The organism is Vibrio sp. V31_P5A7T61 (genome assembly GCF_009904895.1).
GTDB lineage: Bacteria > Pseudomonadota > Gammaproteobacteria > Enterobacterales > Vibrionaceae > Vibrio > Vibrio metschnikovii.
On record NZ_WXWI01000046.1, the window covers coordinates 41,624 to 61,450 of the forward strand.

Consider the following 19,827-nt stretch of genomic DNA (forward strand, 5'->3'; position numbering starts at 1 on the left):
GCATGCGCTGGTTTAACGTCTAAGGACATCTCATGTCGTATTTGCCTTTGGAACAGTATTCAAGAAAATGGATTTTCACGCATCAATCAATGCCCGTGTCCGAGAGTGATCAAGCACAGATAAAACCGATGAGTCCGTCACGCTCAGCTCAGTTTTGGAAAGAAAACATCAGTGCGCAAAGTCCAGATGCTGAGCGTTTTAGCTCGCAAGACTGGCCCAAGAAAGCTGCGAGTTGGCAGCAAGACATCTCATGGATGGAAGCATGGGAAAGTGATGATCCTGCTTTACCAGCAGCGATACTGGAACACATTGATTGGCAAGATGATGTAACGGTTTATTTTTGTTATGAGAAATACAATGTGATTGAAACCAAATGGTCGGTGTTTAAAAACCATTGGAAGAACTTTTTATTCTACGACGATGGTCCGATTTTAATTGGCCGCCGTCGTGCGCAAGCATTATGGTTTCAAACCAACGGCTCAGTAAAAATTGGTCAGCGTTTGTAGACTCTGTTGAGTTCGTTTTGAGTTTCAAAAAAAGGGGAGAGTGTATTAACAAAATAAATACACTCTCTCTTTGTTGAGAGGTTACGAAGTGACAGTCTTCCTACGTTGAGCACTTAAGGTGCTGCCCATTGATGCACTGATGATCATACCGATAGCGAACCATTGTGACAGCGCTAATCTTTCATCTAAAATCATAAATCCTGCCATGGCGGCGACGGCGGGTTCTAGACTCATTAGTACACTGAAATGCTGGGTAGATAGGCGGTTTAACGCCATCATTTCCAAACTGTAAGGCAATGCACTAGATAGAATCGCGACGGTAATCGCCATCGGTAGTATTGACCAAGTAAAGATCGTGGATGATGCGCTATAAGCGCCAATCGGGAAAATAAACAGCGCCGCGACGGTCATACCGATAGCGACTGTCATGCCACCGGAACCAACCGTACCAGCTCGTTGCCCAAACCAAATATACCCAGCCCAGCAACCGCCAGCAGCCAATGCGAGCGCAACCCCAATGGGATCGAGGGCATCAACTCCCCGCATATCGGGCAGTAACAACGCCATACCAGATATCGCCAAAGCAACCCAAACCAAATCGAGCTTACGTTTTGAAGAAAATAGCGCGAGGAGTAGTGGGCCGGTAAATTCTAAAGCGACACCAATCCCTAATGGAATACGTTCGATGGCAAAGTAAAATAAGATCTGCATTCCGCCTAAACTTGCCCCGTAGATGATCATCGATCGCCACTGCGCAAGGCTTAACGATAATCGCCACGGGCGAAAAATGAGCAATAAAATACAAGCAGAGATACTCACGCGCAGGGCAACCGTTCCACCAGGACCGACGATAGGAAACAGTTGTTTAGCGATTGAGGAGCCTGATTGTATAGCCATCATTGCGATCAGTAGGCAACCTACCGCAAAAAGAACGGGTGATTTCTGGGTCATATACTCTTTTACTTGAAGTGGGTAATCTAAAAGGTTTCCCAGCGATATATTGGACAGACAGTCCGTTATTGCTGGAATTCGCTAGGATAGCGTGAGGCGATCGAGGTCAGCCTAAAGAAGGGTTATTCTGCCTGAAATAAAACAAATGGCAATGGTAACAGGATATGAATTTTCTTTTGCTACAAACGCCTAAACAACATTTGTCGGCAAGTTTCATCATGGTCGCTGAGCGTAATCGTCCCCTTATCGATAGAAATAAGGGGACTGGTAGTTGAGTGAATCTAGAAAAGGATCAACGCCTCAAAGACTCACTGGCCTGACAAGTAGATAAGATAGGTTTAACTCCACTACTTAACGTAAAAACGCGGATTAGCCGTGCCCCATATGGTGTAAAGCTCAGGGAAGATAAGATCGCTATGCGTTTCAATATCGTCGACACTGATTTGTTTTTTGCCTTGAGCTCCAAACAGTACTACCTCTTGTCCAGGTTTAACGCCTTTAATAGTAGAGACGTCAACCATGGTGGTATTCATTGAGGTAACTCCGACTACGTTTGCCCACTGACCATTGATCAGCACTTGCGCTTTATTGCCCATTTTTCGTGGATAGCCATCAGAATAACCCACTGGCAAATTGGCCAATACGGTGTCACTGTCGGTGATATGAGTGCTGTCATAACCTACGGTTTTACCTTTTGGTAGGTGATGCAGTGACGCGATGCGAGTTTTAAATGAGACAATAGGGAGGTATTCTGGATTGGTTGGTAAATCGCCATACAACACGCCACCAGGGCGAACCATGTCCAATTGAGCTTCGGGTACATTGAGCGCCGTATATGAGTTAGCAACGTGAAACTGAACCTCTTCGCGTTTCAATGGCCCTTGCTCAACCAGCCAATTAGCATGTTGGTTAAAGGTGGCTAATTTGGCACGAATATCATCCGGATTATAATTGGGGAAATGTGTCATGATCCCAACAATTTGTAAGCCTTTTTGCTGAGTAATGCTGAGCGCTTCCTGTTTCCCTTTTTCATGGCTCATATCAACGCCATTACGGCCCATACCACCATCATTTAACGCTAAATGCGCTTTGATAGGCGTACCTAAACGCTGACCTAATTGAGCAAGATCCATCGCTTGTTGTTTGGTGCCGATCAACTCTTCAATGTTCAGCTCGGCGACGGCGGCAATTTCAGTGATGGTTGCAGAACGAACACGCATCAGTTGACCTTGAAAGCCACTTTCGCGTACCGCGCGGGCTTCAGCATTACTGGTGATGGCGACACAAGGAATGCCTTGTTCGATGATCGTCGGCATTAAACCACGGATGCCATTACCGTAAGCGTCAGCTTTCATCACTGCACAAATTTTACTGCTTGGGTTAATGTGTGATTTAAATAGTTCAATGTTGGTTTTAAATTGACCTAGGTTGATTTCGAGCCAAGCATTGGATTGCGCGATTTGCTCAGCAGAAGGGACGGTAGTATCAAGCGCTAATGGAGCAGAATGGCTGAGAAAAGAAGGTAAGGTGCTCGCCAAAGCGATAGAAAGTAGCGTAGCTTTAAAATGCATAATGTCTCCAAATCGGGGGGCATAAAATTTAAAAATCGAATTTCGCTTAACTTCATATGACAATCAGTATAGCGAGAATCTCAGAGTGTTTTGATAAGGCGTTAGAATAGGCGTTTAATCTGTGATGGGCGTTTGAAAAAACAAACGGAAGGGAAGTCCGCGAAGATAAACGACGCCCCAACAACACAAACGCCTACTGTCTGTTTAGAGAGTAGGCGTTTTATAGAGTATTCTAAACGGTTGTTAGAATAACGTATTTTACTGAAGTTTGAAACGCATCATCGAATTTTGTAATGACACCGACAGTTGCGCCAATTCGGTACACGCTTGTGCAGTTTGATTGGCACCTTGAGCCACTTCTTGAGAGGCATGGTGAATATTTTCTATATTACGCGTTAACTCATCGGCCACCGAGTCTTGTTGGCTACAAGCGCTGGCAATTTGCGCCCCCATATCGGCCACTTGAGCAATAGATTGCTCGATAGAGTGCATGAGTTGTTGTGAATGGTTACCTTGTTCAACGCAGTTATCAATACTTGAACATGAGCGATCAGTACCTTCTTTGGCCTGTTTGGCCATATTTTGCAGTTTTTCAATGATAGAGGTAATTTCACCTGTCGAATCTTGTGTGCGTCCGGCAAGAGTACGAACCTCATCGGCCACCACGGCAAAGCCTCGACCAGATTCACCAGCGCGGGCCGCTTCAATGGCTGCATTGAGTGCAAGTAAGTTGGTTTGATCGGCAATACCACGAATAACATCGACAATCATATTGATTTGATTGGATTGTTGTTCAAGTTCAGAAACCGTTTGACCCGTTTGAGTAATGATTTCTGCCACTTGGCCAATAGCGTTAACCATCAGTTTATTGTCGCGCGCGCCTTCTTGAACTTGTTTATTGGTGGTATCAATTTCTTGCGCCGAGTTTTCGGTATTACTGGCAACATCAGCGACAGCCGCCTTCATCTCACTCATGGCCGTTGCCACTTGTGTGATTTGATCTTGCTGCTCTTGCATACCCTGAGCTGCTTGAGAGGAAATTTGTGACATTTCTTCTACTGCGCTGCTCAGTTGGGTCACTGCTGAAATGGTCTCTTCAATTAATTGACGAAGATTGTCTTGCATAACCATCGAGGCATCGGCCAACTCACCGAGCTCGTCATTGCCAATCGCTTGTCGATTGAGTTTTTGTGATAAATCACCTTTGGCAATCGCATTCGATTGTGCGACCACTAACTTTAATGGCCCACAAATGATCTGCGTTATAAAATAGGTAACCAGCGCCATAATAACTAAGATCGCGATATTGATGATACTCGAACTCACATCAATCCGATTGACGGCTTTAAGGATGTAGTCTTTATTGCCGTCCATAGCCTGACTAAGGATAGCGCCGAGTTTTTCTATATTGGCTTCAATTTGACGAAAATCTTGATTAGAACGGTTTAAAATATCCAAGGCTTTAATCTGCTCGTTGGCTGCTAATGCCTGATTGAATTCAACCATGGTTTGATTGTAGCTTTGCCAATGACGCATCAGTTGACTAAAGATACGTTCTTCTTCACCGGGCCAAATATCTTGCCCGTATTTCTTTAACTCCGCCTCGATTTCTTGTTGAAATTGACGGCTTTGATTGAGTCGATTGGTAATATCGCTGCGATCGCTAGAAAGTAATGAAGCAAATTGAGTGCGACGCCAATAAGACAGTTTATCACCAATATTATCGACCGCTTCAAAAGCGGGGAAGGTGTCTTCGGTAAAGTTAATGAGTTGATTTTTAATCTCACGGTGTTCTGTATGTAAAAACCAAGCAAATAAAATGTTGATAAGAGCAATGAGCCCAAATCCGCTGGCTAATTTTTTGCTAATCGACATATTTTTTAAAAACATGAATAAGCTACCTTACATTGGGTGGATTGGATTGGCACCAAACACAACTCCCTTGTGCACTTATTATCCAACGATGGTTTGTTAGATATCCATAATCTGTGACTTTGGTTCAATTAATCGTGTATTTTATCACTATTTTTATTACCTGTGTTGCTAGTTATAAAAATAGTCAATAAATCATCAAAAAGAGAGCTGGTGACTAAAAAATTTTTCCTCACAAGATGAGATCAGGACGAGGTTTTGCTGATTTTCCGCGCTAGTGATTGAAACTAATAGATATTCGTTGATCTACCCCTAAGTATTTCTTTCAGGTATAGGCATAATTCATGGTGGCTTCGAACTGTAACTATTTGTAATAGTTATTAACTTACAAGAGTTATTAACTAACAAAAGTTATCAACGGGTCGTGGATAAGCGATCTGGCCATTATTCGTGGTTTTTATGCACTTTGTCTCAGGAAGAGTAACTATGATACGCCCCTATATTAAGTACATTGTCCCGTTAGCGATTCCCTTATTGATCCTCCTTTTACCCCTCTCTGCGTTTCCTTTTGAGGGGCTGACCATTATTCAACAGCGAGTGATTGCGATTTTCCTGTTAGCGGCCTTATTGTGGGTATTTGAACCGATCCCGATTTATGCCACTTCAGTGGTGATCATTGTTTTAGAACTACTGATGTTATCGGATAAAGGCTTGTGGCTATTTAAAAGTAACCAGCATCTTCCGGAATTTGGTGGGTTATTAAAACATAGTGACATCATGGCGACTTTTGCTAGTCCGATCATTATGTTATTTCTCGGCGGGTTTTTCTTAGCCATGGCGGCGACTAAGTACCGTTTAGACGTCAACTTGGCAAGGGTATTACTCAAGCCTTTCGGTCAAAATCCTAAATTTGTGATGTTAGGTTTGATGCTGATCACCGGTATTTTCTCAATGTTTATGTCCAATACCGCAACCACCGCCATGATGCTCTCGATTTTAACGCCGGTTATCGCCGTTTTTGGCCCGAAGGATCCGGGCAGAATTGCTTTCGCCTTATCGATTCCGGTTGCCGCTAATATAGGTGGTATTGGTACACCCATTGGAACGCCGCCGAACGCAATCGCCTTAAAATATTTGGTGGGCGATAACTTAATCACGTTTGGTGAATGGATGGCTTTTGGTGTGCCTTTTGTGATCGTATTAATGGCGCTGGCTTGGGTGCTGATTGGATTTATGTATCGAGCAGAACAAAAAACCATTGAATTAAGTATTAAAGGTAAATTTCTTAAAACGCCGAAAGCGATGGTGGTTTATCTCACCTTCACACTGACCATTTTATTATGGTTAATGGGATCGACGCATGGCATGGATTCTTATACCGTGGCGTTAATTCCGGTTGCGGTGTTCTCGGTGACAGGGATCATCAATAAAGAAGATTTGAAAAAAATCTCCTGGGATGTGTTGTGGTTAGTCTCTGGTGGTATAGCGCTGGGTTTAGCGCTTGATAAAACAGGATTAGCGGAATTAGTGGTTAATAGCATTCCTTTTGATCATTACTCGCCTTATGTCGTGTTATTTGGTGCGGCGTTCTTATGTTTATTGATGGCGAATTTTATGTCGCACACCGCGACAGCAAACTTATTGATGCCAATTATGGCGGCATTGGGTACCTCTATGGTATCGCTTACCCCATTGGGCGGTGAGTTAACTTTAATTCTCGTCGTTACTTTTGCAGCTTCGCTAGGGATGTCACTGCCGATCAGTACTCCGCCTAATGCTCTCGCTCATGCGACCGGTCATGTACAAAGTCATCAAATGGCACGAGTTGGCGTTATCCTTGGTATTGTTGGTGTGTTGATGAGTTTTGTGATGATTTGGTTTTTACACTTTATTGGACACATTGGTTAATTAATGATGCTGGAAAACATGGATCCGCAGATGCAGGTATTAGTTGAGCGTTATTTTACTCATGCTCAGCGCTGCATCTGTTTACCCAGTGGCTCGATAATTCTTAAGCAAAATGGCTATAACGATCGCCTCTATTACGTAAAATCGGGTGAGCTACTCGGTCAATTTAGAGAAAAAGAGGGGAAGGCGATTCCGATTTTTTCGGCCTCAGCGGGCGCCTTTATTGGTGTACACAGTTTTTTCTCTGGTCATTGGATAGCCTCTTCCACAGTGATTGCGCAAACTGATGTTGAGCTCGGTTGGATTGACCGACATACGCCAGTGATTGAGCCACAACAGTTCGGTCCGCTGAGTACCCAGTTTATGCCCGTGATTGTGGCTGAGCTTTCGCGTCGTCAACGACGCGCAATGCAAGAAGCGGTTGCCAAAGAAAAGGCGCTTGAGCGGTTACATATGGCGGAACAAATGACGACCTTAGGTCAGTTAGCCGCTGGTATTTCTCATGAATTGAACAACGCAATTGGCGTGGTAAGCAGTAAAACAGAACGGTTAGAAAGCTTATTTATCGAGTTGTTGCATGAAGTGCATCCCGAAGCCAGTCAGTTTTTTGATTTTGGTTTGCTGTATGGGCAAAAAGTGTCGTCGAGTGAAGCGCGCGAACGTGGCGCACACTTTGCGCAGCGCTATCAATTGCCGAAAAATCTCGCTCGTGAATTAGCTCGGGCAGTACCGGAGGAGACACTGTCCGCTCATTGGCTGGCCAATCCACATTTAGCGATTCGCTATTGGCAAATGGGGCGTGATTTACACGATTTACGTGTTGCCTCGAAACATGTGGTTGGGATCGTTAAATCGGTTAAACAATTAGGGCGTAGCGAGATCCATTTTGATGAGCAGTTGGATCTGAATGACACACTAAATCGGGCATTAGCATTATTGCAAAGTGATTTGCGTCGAGTCTCGGTACGGATGCGTCCTAGCGGATTACCAATCTTAAAGGGGTCGCAGACCGAATGGGTACAAGTGTGGGTGAATATCATTAAAAATGCTTGTGATGCGATGCTCCAAACCGAGCATCCGGAAATAGATATCCATACTCGTTATGATAAACAACGCATTTTGATCACCATTGCCAATAATGGGCCAGAAATTGATGAAGCCACACGGCGGAGAATATTTCAGCCCAGTTTTACCACTAAAAAAGAGGGGTTGTCGTTTGGTCTTGGGTTAGGGTTGGCGATTGTTAAGCGTATCGTGACCAGTTATGGCGGAACTACGGTTGTCAAAAGCAATCATGAGAAAACGATTTTCAGGATAAAACTACCAGTCGAGGATGGATATGGAGAAGCTTAATATTATTTGTGTCGATGACCAAAGGGAAGTGCTCAGTGCGGTGTTGCAAGACTTGCAACCGTTAGCGAGTTGGTTGCAGATAGAAGATTGTGAATCAGCAGATGAAGTACTGCAATTGATGGACGAATTAGACGCTGAAGGTGAGTTTATTGCTCTGATTATTTCCGATCATGTGATGCCAGGAAAAACGGGGATTGAACTACTCAGCGAGATCATACAAGATCCTCGTTTTATCGGCACGAAAAAGGTCTTACTCACTGGACAAGCGACCCACTCTGATACGATTAATGCGATAAACACCGCAGGCATCAACCGTTATTTTGATAAACCATGGAGTGCAGAAGCGTTGATCGCCTGTGTTAGACAACTAGTGACAGAATTTATTTTTGACAAAGGGTTGGATTACACGCAGTGGCATCAAGAGTTGGATCAAAACGTGGTGCTAACTCGCGTACGCTAAATTTAACCTCAACTCAGCGTGATGATTAGCTCACGCTGAGTTTGCTATTTTTGCTATTTTTGCTATTTCAGCTCGTCGGTTTGAGTCGATTTAGTGTGATCTTGACACGGTGTCTTACAATTACAGACTTTATCAATATCAACCTTTGCTAGACCGCCACAACTACCTTGAATCGGTTTTCGCCGAGCCATCACGCCAATGCTCATTAAGAGCACCATCAATAGAAAAACGCCAAAAGCGATCAAATACACCATGTTTATGACTCCTTTTGTACTTCGTATGGATTAGCGGTGAATCGTAAAAATACGCTGTAACTTTTTTAACGTTGTTGGGTTGAGTTTAGTCCTTGCCTGCGAAGAATGACAACCTTGCTTTGTTTGGCAGGATTTCTGGTTTTTATGAATCGAAGGACGAGCGTAAGCCAGATCAGTGATTTCCTGAAGTTCAGTAAGAGTTAGCTGAGCCAATGAGCGGCGAGCTGGATAGGCGAAGACTTTGATACCTAGCTTAAATAGCGTCGATAGCATCGCCTGACCAATATTTTTTACGATTACAGCATCGACTTTATGTTGCCGTAACAGCTCAAGCAGCGCCGCTTTTTGAGCGCAGCGTTGAGCTGGGTCATGAGGTTCAGTGATGACAACACTTTGCTGCTCGGTCACAGAGTTAATCAATAAAAATTCGGATGCTTTGGAAAAATGGGGACTGAGTTTTTGACCTTGGCTGGGAATGGCATAGATCATATCAATATTCCTATTGTGGTGAGAGAAGAGTGAGAAGTGAATATTGTGCGCTAGTAATTAGCATATGCCAATTATTTTTTGTATTTTCCCTGTTTGCTGATCTAAGAAATCGTGGGTTCATCTTTAAGTAGACGCATTGATTGTCGACAATATTTCATTGGGATAAATCGACAATGCGATGTAATAATCAATAACAGTTAACTTCCCCTTAAAATAAGAGGTTTTTATTCGATTTTTGGATTGTTGTTGCGATGTTTTTTTGTTCGACCTTAGTCTAAATTGTCGCCGATTTTCTTGATTGTCGACAATTGCTTGTTTATGGTAAGCGGTATCAGCAAGTTGAGGTTGTTCGTATAAACCACCCATAAGCTTGATGAGCTCAGCGTAATGACTCATGCAAGGTAGAAGAGCCAAGTGAATAAACACGCAGATAACGAAAAAGAACATACTAAATCGGAAAGTTTAACTGAGTTTTTGATAGAGGCGATTGTCTCTGGCGACATTGCTCCTGGAAGTAAAATCTCTGAGCCTGAGTTAGCTAAACATTTTCAGGTCAGTCGAGGGCCTTTACGTGAAGCGCTGATGCGGATTGAAGGCTTAGGTTTAATCGAGCGTATTCCTCATGTTGGGGCCAGAGTGATTAAGCTTTGTCAAGAAAAGCTGGTGGATCTGTACGGCGTAAGAGAAGCGTTGGAAGGAATGGCGGCTCGTTTAGCGGCGCGTCATATTACCGAAGACGAATTGTCTAGCTTAGAGCAACTACTTATCACGCATTCTCGTCATATCGAACAAGTCGATGGGGCGGGCTATTTTCATCAATACGGTGATTTTGACTTTCACTATCGAATCATTCAAGCCAGTCGTAACCCACAATTGATTCGGTTGCTGTGCGATGAGCTTTACCATTTGCTGCGTATGTATCGATATCAATCGCCTCGTTCTCATTCTCGACCGATTGCCGCCCTTGAAGAGCATAAATTTATTCTGCAGGCGATACGTCACCGTGATGAAGAGTTGGCGGAGATGTTGATGCGTAGACATATTGCTTACAGCCGGCGTTTAATTGAACAGCAAATTCAGCTCGACAGCCATACTAAGGAGTGTTTATGAGCATCAGTCCGGGAGCTAAATTTAAGCTTGCCCTTCACCAGCAGCAACCTTTGTCCATTGTCGGTACGATTAATGCGTATTGCGCGATGATGGCTAAACAGATCGGCCATCAGGCCATTTATCTATCCGGCGCAGGCGTCGCCAATGCATCCTATGGATTGCCGGATCTTGGCATCACCGCATTAAATGACGTACTGATCGATGTTGAGCGGATCACGAATGCTTGTGATTTACCCTTATTGGTGGATATTGATACCGGATTTGGCGGCGCGTTTTCGATTGCTCGGACGATCAAGCTAATGGAAAAAGCAGGGGCGGCGGCGGTTCATTTGGAAGATCAAGTGGCTCAAAAACGTTGTGGCCATCGTCCAAATAAAGCCATTGTTAGCCAACAGGAGATGGTTGACCGACTCAAAGCTGCGGTCGATGCTCGTCACGATGATGATTTTGTGATCATGGCGCGTACTGATGCATTGGCCAACGAGGGTATGGACAAAGCCATTGAAAGAGCGATTGCTTATGTTGAGGCGGGGGCCGATATGTTGTTTCCCGAAGCGATGACGCAATTGGATCAATATCAACAGCTCGCTTTGGCATTACAATCGGCAACCGGAAAAAACGTACCGATTCTTGCCAATATGACCGAGTTCGGGCAAACCCCACTGTATAGCAAAGCGCAATTGGCGGAAGTTAACGTTGCCATGGCCTTGTATCCTCTCAGTGCGTTTCGTGCCATGAACCACGCTGCAGAAATGGTTTACCGCCACCTATTGGACAACGAGCATCAACAGGCGTTATTAGACGGGATGCAAACCCGTCAGGAGCTTTACCACTATCTCGATTATCACGCCTATGAGCAAACGCTGGATACGCTATTTTCAAAAGGCAAATCTTAAGCTTTTCTACGCTGGAATGATAAGCACAATGAGGTGGTTTATCGCGACAAGAGGATTGTCGCTTTAACCTCCAACCTTGAATCAACCAAACTTAATGCGAAAAGGAGTTCATCATTATGTCTTGTCCCTCATCCGCAGGCGCGGGATTACGTGGTCAAAGTGCTGGCAGCACGGCACTGTGTACGGTGGGTAAAACCGGTACTGGTTTGACCTACCGCGGTTATGACATTACCGATTTAGCCAACCATGCTCAATTTGAAGAAGTGGCTCACTTATTATTGATTGGGCACTTACCGACTCAGCGTGAGTTAGACAACTTTAAAGCGCGTTTGATGGATTTACGAAGTTTACCTCCCGCGCTCACCGAGGTCTTAGAGCGGATCCCCGCGACGGCTCATCCGATGGATGTCTTACGCACTGGCTGCTCGATGTTGGGTAATATCGAACCAGAGCAAGAGTTTGCTCAGCAGTTAGCCAGTGCCGAGCGAATGTTAGCTCTCTTTCCTGCCATCATTGCTTATTGGTATCGTTTCAGTCATCACGGAGTCAGGGTTGATACTCAGCAATACGATGAAGATTCTATCGGTGGCTATTTTTTGGCAATGCTCAGCGATCAAGCGCCGAGTGAGTTGTTTAAACAAGTTATGCATTGTTCCCTAATTTTATACGCTGAGCATGAGTTTAATGCGTCAACCTTTACCGCTCGCGTGTGCGCGTCGACCTTGTCTGATCTGCATTCTTGTATCACGGCCGCGATTGGTTCATTGCGTGGACCACTACACGGTGGAGCCAATGAAGCGGCAATGGCGATGATAGAGCCGTGGACGACGGCAGAGCAAGCCGAGCAACATCTGCTGCGGATGTTGGCGGAGAAGCAGACCATCATGGGCTTTGGGCATGCGATTTACCGTGAATGCGATCCACGTAATGCTTTGATCAAGCAGTGGGCTAAGCGCTTATCCGAGCAGGTGGGCGATAGCCATCTTTATGCGGTTTCTGAACGAGTGGAAGCTGTGATGCAGCGCGAGAAAAATTTATTTTGTAATGCCGATTTTTTCCACGCTTCGGCCTATCACTTTATGGGAATTCCAACCAAACTCTTTACCCCAATTTTTGTGCTGAGCCGTTTAACGGGTTGGGCTGCACATGTGTTTGAGCAGCGGGCTAATAATCGGATTATTCGTCCAAGCGCAGACTATATTGGGCCCGAGCCTCAAGACTGGGTTCCGATAGACCAGCGTGGCTAATCGTGACGCTGTCACTCGCTGTAATGGATTATTGAGGATCAAAGAAAGAGAATGAAGAGTCGTTTTAGACAAACCTTACCCGGAACCGAGATAGATTACTTTGACGCTCGCGCAGCGATTAACGCCATCAAGCCTGATGCGTATCAGAGGCTGCCTTATACCTCGCGGATACTGGCCGAAAATCTGGTGCGCTGTTGTCCTGGTGAGCAACTTACGTCAGCATTAACACAGTTGATTGAGCGTAAGCAAGATCGGGATTTTCCTTGGTATCCTGCGCGTGTAGTGTGCCATGATATTTTAGGTCAAACCGCTTTGGTTGATTTAGCCGGACTGCGTGATGCGATTGCTGAGCAAGGCGGCGATCCAGCGCAAGTCAACCCCATCGTCGAAACGCAATTGATTGTTGACCATTCGTTAGCGGTCGAGCACGCTGGTTTTGACGCCGATGCTTTAGTAAAAAATCGTGCGATTGAAGACCGACGCAATGAAGACCGTTTTCATTTCATTGAATGGTGCAAACACGCGTTTAAAAATGTCAGCGTGATCCCCGCTGGTAATGGCATTATGCATCAAATCAATTTAGAAAAAATGTCGCCAGTCATCCAACTGAAGCAAGGCGTTGCCTTCCCTGATACTTGTGTGGGGACCGATAGCCATACTCCTCATATTAATGCTCTTGGGGTTATTGCCATTGGTGTTGGCGGCTTAGAAGCGGAAACCGTCATGCTCGGTCGACCATCGATGATGCGTTTACCGGATATTGTCGGGGTAAAGCTTATCGGCCAGCGCCAAGCTGGAATCACCGCGACCGATATTGTATTAGCATTAACCGAGTTTTTGCGTACGCAGCGAGTGGTCTCAGCTTATTTAGAATTTTTTGGTGAAGGAGCCCATCAACTGACGATTGGCGATCGCGCCACCATCGCCAACATGACGCCAGAATATGGTGCTAGCGCGGGTTTGTTCTATATCGATCAGCAAACGCTACGTTATCTTCAGCTCACGGGCCGCGAACCAGATCAAATCGCGTTAGTTGAGCAGTACGCTAAACAGACTGGCTTATGGGCTGATGAGTTGCTCGAGGTGCAGTATGAAAGAGTCTTAACCTTTGATCTCTCTCAAGTCGAACGCACCATGGCTGGGCCTTCTCAACCCCATCGCTGTTTACCTACCTCACAATTGGTTGAGCGCGGTATCGCCCATACGCTAAGACAAGAGAGTACTCAATTCGGCTTACCTGATGGGGCGGTGATCATCGCAGCGATCACCTCATGCACCAATACCAGTAATCCGCGCAATTTGGTCGCGGCGGGATTACTTGCTAAAAAAGCCAATCAGCGTGGCTTGATACGTCAGCCTTGGGTGAAAAGCTCCTTTGCGCCCGGCTCTAAAGTCGCCAAACTGTACTTAGAAGAAGCCAACTTATTAACCGAACTTGAAACGCTAGGATTTGGGATTGTTGGCTACGCTTGTACAACCTGTAATGGAATGAGCGGTGCGTTGGATCCGGCCATTGAGCGAGAAATTCTTGCCCGTGATCTCTATACCACTGCAGTCTTATCTGGTAATCGTAACTTTGATGGGCGGATTCATCCTCATGCCAAACACGCTTTTTTAGCGTCACCACCGCTGGTCGTCGCCTACGCGATTGCTGGCAGCATTCGCTTTGATATTGAGCGAGATGCGCTTGGTGTGGACAGTCAGGGCAACCCGATTTACTTAGCGGATATCTGGCCGAGTGATGAAGAGATTGATGCCGTGGTCGAGAGTTGCGTTAAGCCGCAGCAATATCAGCACGTGTATATTCAAATGTTTCAGCTACAGGATTCGACTCAGCAAGCATCACCGCTTTATGATTGGCGTCCTCACAGTACTTATATCCGACGCCCTCCTTATTGGCAAGGTGCTCTAGCTGGCAAGCCGAGTTTAACTGCCATGCGTCCGTTAGCGATTTTAGGTGACAATGTCACAACTGATCACCTTTCTCCCTCGAATGCGATTTTAGCGAATAGTGCAGCCGGAGAGTATTTAGCCAGCATGGGCGTTCCCGAAGCGGACTTTAACTCTTATGCGACTCATCGCGGCGATCATTTAACAGCGCAACGCGCCACGCTTGCTAATCCCAAACTATTGAATGAAATGGTCAAAGAGAACGGCGAAGTGATACAAGGCTCGCTAGCGCGGATTGAGCCAGAAGGGCGAGTCACTCGACTATGGGAAGCAATAGAAACCTATCTAGAACGTAAACAACCGTTAATCATTATTGCTGGTGCCGATTATGGCCAAGGCTCATCTCGTGATTGGGCGGCGAAAGGGGTACGTTTAGCTGGCGTTGAGGCGATTGTTGCCGAAGGCTTTGAGCGCATTCATCGCACCAATTTAGTTGGTATGGGAGTATTGCCGCTGCAATTTATGACAGGGATGAACCGTTTAACCCTTGATTTAGACGGCAGCGAGTTATTTGATGTCCGCGGAGTGATCCAGCCAAATGCGAGACTCACGTTGACCATCACTCGCCGAGATCAGTCTTCTTTCTCTGTTTCAGTGATTTGCCGCCTTGAAACCGAAGATGAACTCGACGTTTATCAAGCGGGTGGGGTATTACCTCGTTTTGCCGAACAGTTTTTAACTAAAGAGAAGCCGTTATGAGTAATGTTCATTCTATAGTTTCTAGTACTTCAGACAGTACCGTTGGTTCAGTGCGGCAAATAAAAATTCCCGCCACCTATTTAAGAGGTGGCACCAGTAACGGCGTGTTTTTTAAGCTCTCCGACCTCCCTCTTGATGCCCAATTATCTGGCGAGTATCGCGATAGACTGTTATTGAGAGTCATGGGTAGTCCTGATGCCTATGGCAAGCAGATCGATGGTATGGGAGGGGGAAGTTCGAGTACCAGTAAAGTTGCGCTGATTTCGAAAAGTCAGCACGCGGATCACGATATCGATTATCTGTTTGGCCAAGTCGCTATCGACCAACCGCAGATTGATTGGAGTGGTAATTGCGGTAACCTTTCTGCGGCAGTCGGTCCTTTTGCGATAGAGGCGGGGTTGATTGACCCTGCTCGCATCCCTGAACAGGGCGTGGTGGCGGTAAAAGTATGGCAAACCAACATTCAAAAAACGCTGATCATTCATGTACCCATCGTCAACGGTCAAGTTCAAGAAATCGGTGATTTTCAGCTTGATGGCGTCGCGTTTCCTGCGCCTGAAATTCAGGTTGAGTTTATAGATCCTGCTGAGGGGCAAGGCGCGATATTTCCGACGGGGAATCTACGTGACTGCTTATCCATCCCCGGTCTTGGTGATGTTGAGGTGACGCTGATTAATGCAGGGATTGCGACCATTTTTCTTGATGCTCACCGACTGGGTTATCAAGGCGATGAAGGACAAGAGGTGGTCAATGCCGATCTTGAGATGCTCGCTAAGTTAGAAATGATCCGTGCGCATGGAGCGTTAAAAATGGGCTTGATTGAGCATTTAGAACAAGCTAAAGCGCGTCAACATACGCCTAAAATTGCTTTTGTCGCGCCGCCGAAAGCCTACCTCACCGCTAGCGGAAAACAGATTGAGAGTGCTGAAGTTGATCTCCTTGTACGTGCACTGTCAATGGGGAAATTACACCATGCGATGATGGGAACCGCTGCCGTTGCGATTGCCGCGGCGGCGTGCGTTCCCGGCACGGTCGTCAATCAAGCCGCGGGAGGCGGTCAACGAAGTCAAGTTACTTTGGGGCATCCTTCTGGCCTATTAACGGTCGGCGCTACGATTGAGTCGACCGTTATTGAAGAAGACACACCACCTATTTGGCGGATCACTAAAGCGGTGATGAGTCGCAGTGCTCGGATATTAATGGAGGGCTCGGTGAGAGTTCCAGCGCCATAATCATTTTTTGGAGATAGCGTTCAGCTATCTCCATGGCCACACTAAGTGCAACAATTGATTTGATTGTCAAAAGGAGCGGTTGAGCAAAGATAAGTCGCATGACTCATTGAGCATTGACTGCAACTGAATGTCCTTTGGCGCTGAAATTTTATATTTTCTATATATCTCTCGTCTTGTTTTATACATTTTCTTTAAATCCATCTGATTAGTATGGGGGATCTCTATTCAGATAGGATGCGCTGAAAGCGCAATAGGAAAATGAAACCATCACAAAAAAGTACGTCTTCGCTTGCTCTATTGGCTGTCGGTATTGTTTATGGTGATATTGGAACTAGCCCTTTATACGCATTGAAAGAAGTGTTTTTTAGCCATCATCCCCTTATTATTAATCCAACCAATGTATTGGGAATACTCTCGTTAGTCTTTTGGGCATTTATTATCATCGTGTCGGTAAAGTATTTATTGTTCATCACCCAAGCGGATCAAAATGGTGAAGGCGGTATCTTAACCTTAGCGAGTATTGCCAAAACTCATTGTCCTCATTCATTCAAACCCGTGGTTCTGCTATTGGGTTTATTAGCCGCAGGGTTCTTTTTTGGTGAAGCGGTGATTACACCAGCGATGTCGGTGCTCTCTGCGGTTGAAGGGATAGCCGTGGCTAAAGCCAGCTTAGCGCCTTATGTCTTGCCAATTGCCTTAGCGATCATATGCGCGTTATTTGCTATTCAAGTATTGGGAACAGAGTTGATTGGCCGTTTTTTTGCGCCAATTATGTTGCTCTGGTTTATCACACTGGGCGTTTTAGGTTTCATCGCTATCATCAAGCAACCACAGGTTTTGGCTGCAGTAAATCCATATTACGCTTGGCATTTTATTGCTACTCACGGCGCTTATAGCTTAATTATACTCGGTGTTGTCGTACTGTCGGTGACTGGCGTTGAAGCATTATACGCCGATATGGGCCATATTGGGATTACACCGATTCGATGGGCTTGGTTTACTATTGTTTTACCCAGTTTGCTGTTTAACTACTTTGGGCAAGGTGCGTATTTACTTCAAACACAAGGCATAGAAAGGCAAACTTTCTATGGATTAGTCCCCCATTCGTTACTGTGGCCGTTGATTATTTTGGCAACGTTAGCGGCGATCATCGCTTCTCAAGCGGTGATCTCTGGTATTTTCTCATTGACTCGTCAAGCGATGAACTATGGTTATCTGCCACCATTAAAAATTACTCATACTTCAGCGCACTCTCAAGGACAAATTTATGTGCCAGCAGCGAATCTATTACTATTCGCTTCAGTGATGATGGTGATGGCGAGTTTTAAATCCTCGGCAAATTTAGCCGCCGCTTATGGGATTGCGGTAACTGCGATCATGACCATCTCTTCATTATTAATCTTGGTAGTGATGCGTTATGGCTGGCATTGGCGGTTACGTTACATCATTGTCATGGGCGCTATTTTCATCTCTTTGGACGTATTATTACTGATCTCGACATCGACTAAATTTAGTCATGGTGGCTGGCTACCAATCGTGCTTGGTGGTGGTGTATTCCTTATTATGTATATCTGGCAGCAACAGAAACAGCGTTTATTGGAACAATCCGGGAGTGATTTATCGTTACCGGCAATGATCACATCACTCGAAGGGGAAACCTTTCAACGTACCCAACGTACCGCTGTGTATTTTTCTCGTTCGAGCGCTCATGTGCCTCGGTCACTGATCCATAACTTAAAATACAATAAGGTGTTGCATGAGCGTAATGTCTTGATGACTTTTCAAAGTGAATCGCAGCCTTATGTTCACCCCTGTCGTCGAGCGGAGATAACCCAACTGTCAGAGACGTTTTGGCAGGTGATCATTCATACGGGATATCAAGAAACCTTAGAAATAGACCAAGTGATGCACTCTTGTGCTTTAAAAGGGCTATTTCTCCATCCTAATGAAACGATTTTTTTCCTTTCTGCTGAGCATATCCAAGCACAAAAAATCGGCTTATGGCATGACTTTAAGGCCAAGCTATTTATTTTGCTGAGCAAGCATGCATTACGAACGTCTGAGCGGTTGAATATTCCCTCGGATCGATTAATTGAGATGGGCGTTTATCGGGAAATTTAACCTCTGTCATTAAGGTTACGAAAAAAGTAAAAGGCCAAGTAACTGTGTTTACATGGCCTTTTTTGATAATAGAGAATGAAAGCTTATTAATTTGATTCGCGATGAATAGGCGATATTTTTTGCTGAGCACGTCGGCGGACAGACCAACCAATGAGTAGGCTTACGACACCAATCAACAACGTCATCAACGGGGCGAGAATCAAAATATGATTGGCAATTTTCGATAAGTTATCAGGCAGTAATGACACGCCATAACCTGAAAAGACCAGAAAAAGAACCCATGCGATGGCACTCAAGGGGGTAACCAATAAAAAACGCGTTGGAGATATCGCATTTCTCAGGCCCATGACCATCGGCAATAAAGAGCGCACAACCGGTAAGAAACGCGCCATAAACATCGCCAGCATGCCGTATTTATGAATTAAACGATCTGTTGTATCCCATTGTTTAGCCGGAACTTTCCCTAACCAAGAAGCCACCATACGCCATTCTTTCAATTGATGACCTTGGTAAAATGCCATTGCTCCTCCTAACCATCCGGCGATGATCAGCACGCCAATCACGGCGTATAAATTCAAAATGCCGACAGCAGCAAGGCTACCACACAAGATAACGATGCTATCACACGGTAAAGGCGCAGCAGGCAGGAAAGCACTCTCAACAAAAATCAGTAACCCGATGCAGAGATACAATAACGAAAGATCGATGTGCTGTAATGCAATCAGATCTTGATGCCATAAGGCAGAAAAAATAGACAATAGCGTATTCACAATACCTTTCCTCAATCAAAAAAATAATAACGAACGGTTTGATTGAAAAAAGCTAAGCGTGAGCGAAACGTGAATAGAGGTTGGAAAATCGCAGAGCTTTGCGGATAAAAAACAGCGTGGATTGACTAAAGTAAAACCACAATATGATCGCCGCGACACTCAGTGCAAGAGCAAGATAAAAGGGAGTGTCTTTCTTTAGCGCGATATCGTCATTATCATCAGAGATTAGGCGAATGGGTGTTGCGCGGTTTGGCTCACTGCGTGCGATCACCGCGAGTGAATATTGTTCAGGATGTGCTTGTTCACTAGCCAAGTGGTGATGAGTCTGAGTGGATACCGCCAGCGGTTTCTCTTGAATAGCATTTAAGTTAAGCCAGTCAGGAAAACTGACCAGAGCGATAAACAATGCAAACAGAGCAGACTGGATCATAAGACGAT

The 19,827-nt window shown here is 45.3% G+C and carries 17 protein-coding genes; 10 read left to right on the forward strand and 7 right to left on the reverse strand.

From position 1 onward, the window contains the following. Positions 1-32 precede the first annotated feature (32 nt). The gene (locus tag CAG58_RS10170) at positions 33-506 is read left to right on the forward strand and encodes a DUF2947 domain-containing protein (protein WP_040904328.1); all 474 of its coding nucleotides are present in this window, start codon (positions 33-35) and stop codon (positions 504-506) included. An 81-nt stretch (positions 507-587) separates the two neighbouring features. Here the strand turns inward: CAG58_RS10170 and CAG58_RS10175 are convergent, their stop codons facing one another. The 3 genes from CAG58_RS10175 to CAG58_RS10185 form a co-directional block, all read right to left on the reverse strand. After that, positions 588-1,457, reverse strand: coding sequence for an EamA family transporter (locus CAG58_RS10175; RefSeq protein WP_004395331.1), 870 nt, complete (start codon positions 1,455-1,457; stop codon positions 588-590). 347 nt (positions 1,458-1,804) lie between these two features. Further along, a complete protein-coding gene (alr, locus tag CAG58_RS10180) occupies positions 1,805-3,028 on the reverse strand; it encodes an alanine racemase (RefSeq protein WP_154168282.1) in 1,224 nt (407 codons plus the stop codon). Between the two features lie 258 nt (positions 3,029-3,286). Then, a complete protein-coding gene (locus tag CAG58_RS10185; protein WP_158138412.1) occupies positions 3,287-4,918 on the reverse strand; it encodes a methyl-accepting chemotaxis protein in 1,632 nt (543 codons plus the stop codon). A 471-nt stretch (positions 4,919-5,389) separates the two neighbouring features. Here CAG58_RS10185 and CAG58_RS10190 point away from each other — a divergent pair, with 471 nt between their 5' ends. Genes CAG58_RS10190 through CAG58_RS10200 form a run of 3 tightly spaced genes read left to right on the forward strand, consistent with a single transcriptional unit; the run spans position 5,390 to position 8,621 of the window. Further along, entirely contained in the window at positions 5,390-6,808 is a 1,419-nt protein-coding gene (locus CAG58_RS10190) for an SLC13 family permease (RefSeq protein WP_170905962.1), read from the forward strand. 30 nt (positions 6,809-6,838) lie between these two features. Continuing rightward, positions 6,839-8,161, forward strand: coding sequence for an ATP-binding protein (locus tag CAG58_RS10195; protein WP_202598267.1), 1,323 nt, complete (start codon positions 6,839-6,841; stop codon positions 8,159-8,161). Continuing rightward, positions 8,148-8,621, forward strand: a complete 474-nt coding sequence (locus CAG58_RS10200) for a response regulator (RefSeq protein ID WP_161425769.1) — start codon at positions 8,148-8,150, stop codon at positions 8,619-8,621. The genes CAG58_RS10195 and CAG58_RS10200 overlap by 14 nt, the downstream gene beginning before the upstream one ends. Before the next feature lie 62 nt (positions 8,622-8,683). Here CAG58_RS10200 and nqrM read toward each other — a convergent pair whose 3' ends face one another. Together nqrM and CAG58_RS10210 are read right to left on the reverse strand one after the other, a co-directional pair. Beyond that, positions 8,684-8,875, reverse strand: coding sequence for a (Na+)-NQR maturation NqrM (nqrM, locus tag CAG58_RS10205; protein WP_161425768.1), 192 nt, complete (start codon positions 8,873-8,875; stop codon positions 8,684-8,686). Between the two features lie 30 nt (positions 8,876-8,905). Then, a complete protein-coding gene (locus CAG58_RS10210) occupies positions 8,906-9,364 on the reverse strand; it encodes a NifB/NifX family molybdenum-iron cluster-binding protein (protein WP_040904326.1) in 459 nt (152 codons plus the stop codon). Between the two features lie 414 nt (positions 9,365-9,778). Between CAG58_RS10210 and CAG58_RS10215 the strand changes: the two genes are divergently transcribed. The 6 genes from CAG58_RS10215 to CAG58_RS10240 all read left to right on the forward strand — a co-directional run bounded on the left by CAG58_RS10215 (position 9,779) and on the right by CAG58_RS10240 (position 18,619). Beyond that, entirely contained in the window at positions 9,779-10,474 is a 696-nt protein-coding gene (locus CAG58_RS10215) for a GntR family transcriptional regulator (RefSeq protein WP_154168272.1), read from the forward strand. Next, on the forward strand, positions 10,471-11,370 hold the full coding sequence (prpB, locus tag CAG58_RS10220) for a methylisocitrate lyase (protein ID WP_161425395.1): 900 nt from the start codon (positions 10,471-10,473) through the stop codon (positions 11,368-11,370). The genes CAG58_RS10215 and prpB overlap by 4 nt, the downstream gene beginning before the upstream one ends. A gap of 116 nt (positions 11,371-11,486) precedes the next feature. Then, positions 11,487-12,617 (forward strand): bifunctional 2-methylcitrate synthase/citrate synthase, encoded by a 1,131-nt coding sequence (gene prpC / locus CAG58_RS10225; RefSeq protein ID WP_161425394.1) that lies wholly within the window; start codon positions 11,487-11,489, stop codon positions 12,615-12,617. A gap of 51 nt (positions 12,618-12,668) precedes the next feature. Continuing rightward, positions 12,669-15,266: a Fe/S-dependent 2-methylisocitrate dehydratase AcnD gene (gene acnD / locus CAG58_RS10230; RefSeq protein ID WP_161425393.1), complete on the forward strand. Its 2,598-nt coding sequence runs from the start codon at positions 12,669-12,671 to the stop codon at positions 15,264-15,266. Then, complete coding sequence (prpF, locus tag CAG58_RS10235) at positions 15,263-16,498, forward strand: 2-methylaconitate cis-trans isomerase PrpF (RefSeq protein ID WP_161425392.1); 1,236 nt, start codon at positions 15,263-15,265, stop codon at positions 16,496-16,498. The genes acnD and prpF overlap by 4 nt, the downstream gene beginning before the upstream one ends. Before the next feature lie 258 nt (positions 16,499-16,756). Next, on the forward strand, positions 16,757-18,619 hold the full coding sequence (locus tag CAG58_RS10240; protein ID WP_161425391.1) for a potassium transporter Kup: 1,863 nt from the start codon (positions 16,757-16,759) through the stop codon (positions 18,617-18,619). Between the two features lie 86 nt (positions 18,620-18,705). Here the strand turns inward: CAG58_RS10240 and CAG58_RS10245 are convergent, their stop codons facing one another. Beyond that, positions 18,706-19,389 carry a DedA family protein gene (locus CAG58_RS10245; protein WP_004395317.1) on the reverse strand — a complete coding sequence of 228 codons (684 nt, stop codon included), beginning with the start codon at positions 19,387-19,389 and terminating at the stop codon, positions 18,706-18,708. A gap of 52 nt (positions 19,390-19,441) precedes the next feature. Beyond that, on the reverse strand, positions 19,442-19,819 hold the full coding sequence (locus tag CAG58_RS10250) for a hypothetical protein (RefSeq protein WP_158138419.1): 378 nt from the start codon (positions 19,817-19,819) through the stop codon (positions 19,442-19,444). Positions 19,820-19,827: the final 8 nt, after the last annotated feature.

What these genes read in the sequence shown, in the direction of transcription:
- CAG58_RS10185 (WP_158138412.1), bottom strand. Translation starts at nt 4,918, where the DNA reads ATGTTTTTAAAAAATATGTCGATTAGCAAAAAATTAGCCAGCGGATTT.
- prpB (WP_161425395.1), top strand. Translation starts at nt 10,471, where the DNA reads ATGAGCATCAGTCCGGGAGCTAAATTTAAGCTTGCCCTTCACCAGCAG.
- nqrM (WP_161425768.1), bottom strand. Translation starts at nt 8,875, where the DNA reads ATGGTGTATTTGATCGCTTTTGGCGTTTTTCTATTGATGGTGCTCTTA.
- prpF (WP_161425392.1), top strand. Translation starts at nt 15,263, where the DNA reads ATGAGTAATGTTCATTCTATAGTTTCTAGTACTTCAGACAGTACCGTT.
- CAG58_RS10200 (WP_161425769.1), top strand. Translation starts at nt 8,148, where the DNA reads ATGGAGAAGCTTAATATTATTTGTGTCGATGACCAAAGGGAAGTGCTC.
- acnD (WP_161425393.1), top strand. Translation starts at nt 12,669, where the DNA reads ATGAAGAGTCGTTTTAGACAAACCTTACCCGGAACCGAGATAGATTAC.
- CAG58_RS10175 (WP_004395331.1), bottom strand. Translation starts at nt 1,457, where the DNA reads ATGACCCAGAAATCACCCGTTCTTTTTGCGGTAGGTTGCCTACTGATC.
- CAG58_RS10195 (WP_202598267.1), top strand. Translation starts at nt 6,839, where the DNA reads ATGCAGGTATTAGTTGAGCGTTATTTTACTCATGCTCAGCGCTGCATC.
- prpC (WP_161425394.1), top strand. Translation starts at nt 11,487, where the DNA reads ATGTCTTGTCCCTCATCCGCAGGCGCGGGATTACGTGGTCAAAGTGCT.
- CAG58_RS10250 (WP_158138419.1), bottom strand. Translation starts at nt 19,819, where the DNA reads ATGATCCAGTCTGCTCTGTTTGCATTGTTTATCGCTCTGGTCAGTTTT.
- CAG58_RS10240 (WP_161425391.1), top strand. Translation starts at nt 16,757, where the DNA reads ATGAAACCATCACAAAAAAGTACGTCTTCGCTTGCTCTATTGGCTGTC.
- CAG58_RS10170 (WP_040904328.1), top strand. Translation starts at nt 33, where the DNA reads ATGTCGTATTTGCCTTTGGAACAGTATTCAAGAAAATGGATTTTCACG.
- CAG58_RS10210 (WP_040904326.1), bottom strand. Translation starts at nt 9,364, where the DNA reads ATGATCTATGCCATTCCCAGCCAAGGTCAAAAACTCAGTCCCCATTTT.
- alr (WP_154168282.1), bottom strand. Translation starts at nt 3,028, where the DNA reads ATGCATTTTAAAGCTACGCTACTTTCTATCGCTTTGGCGAGCACCTTA.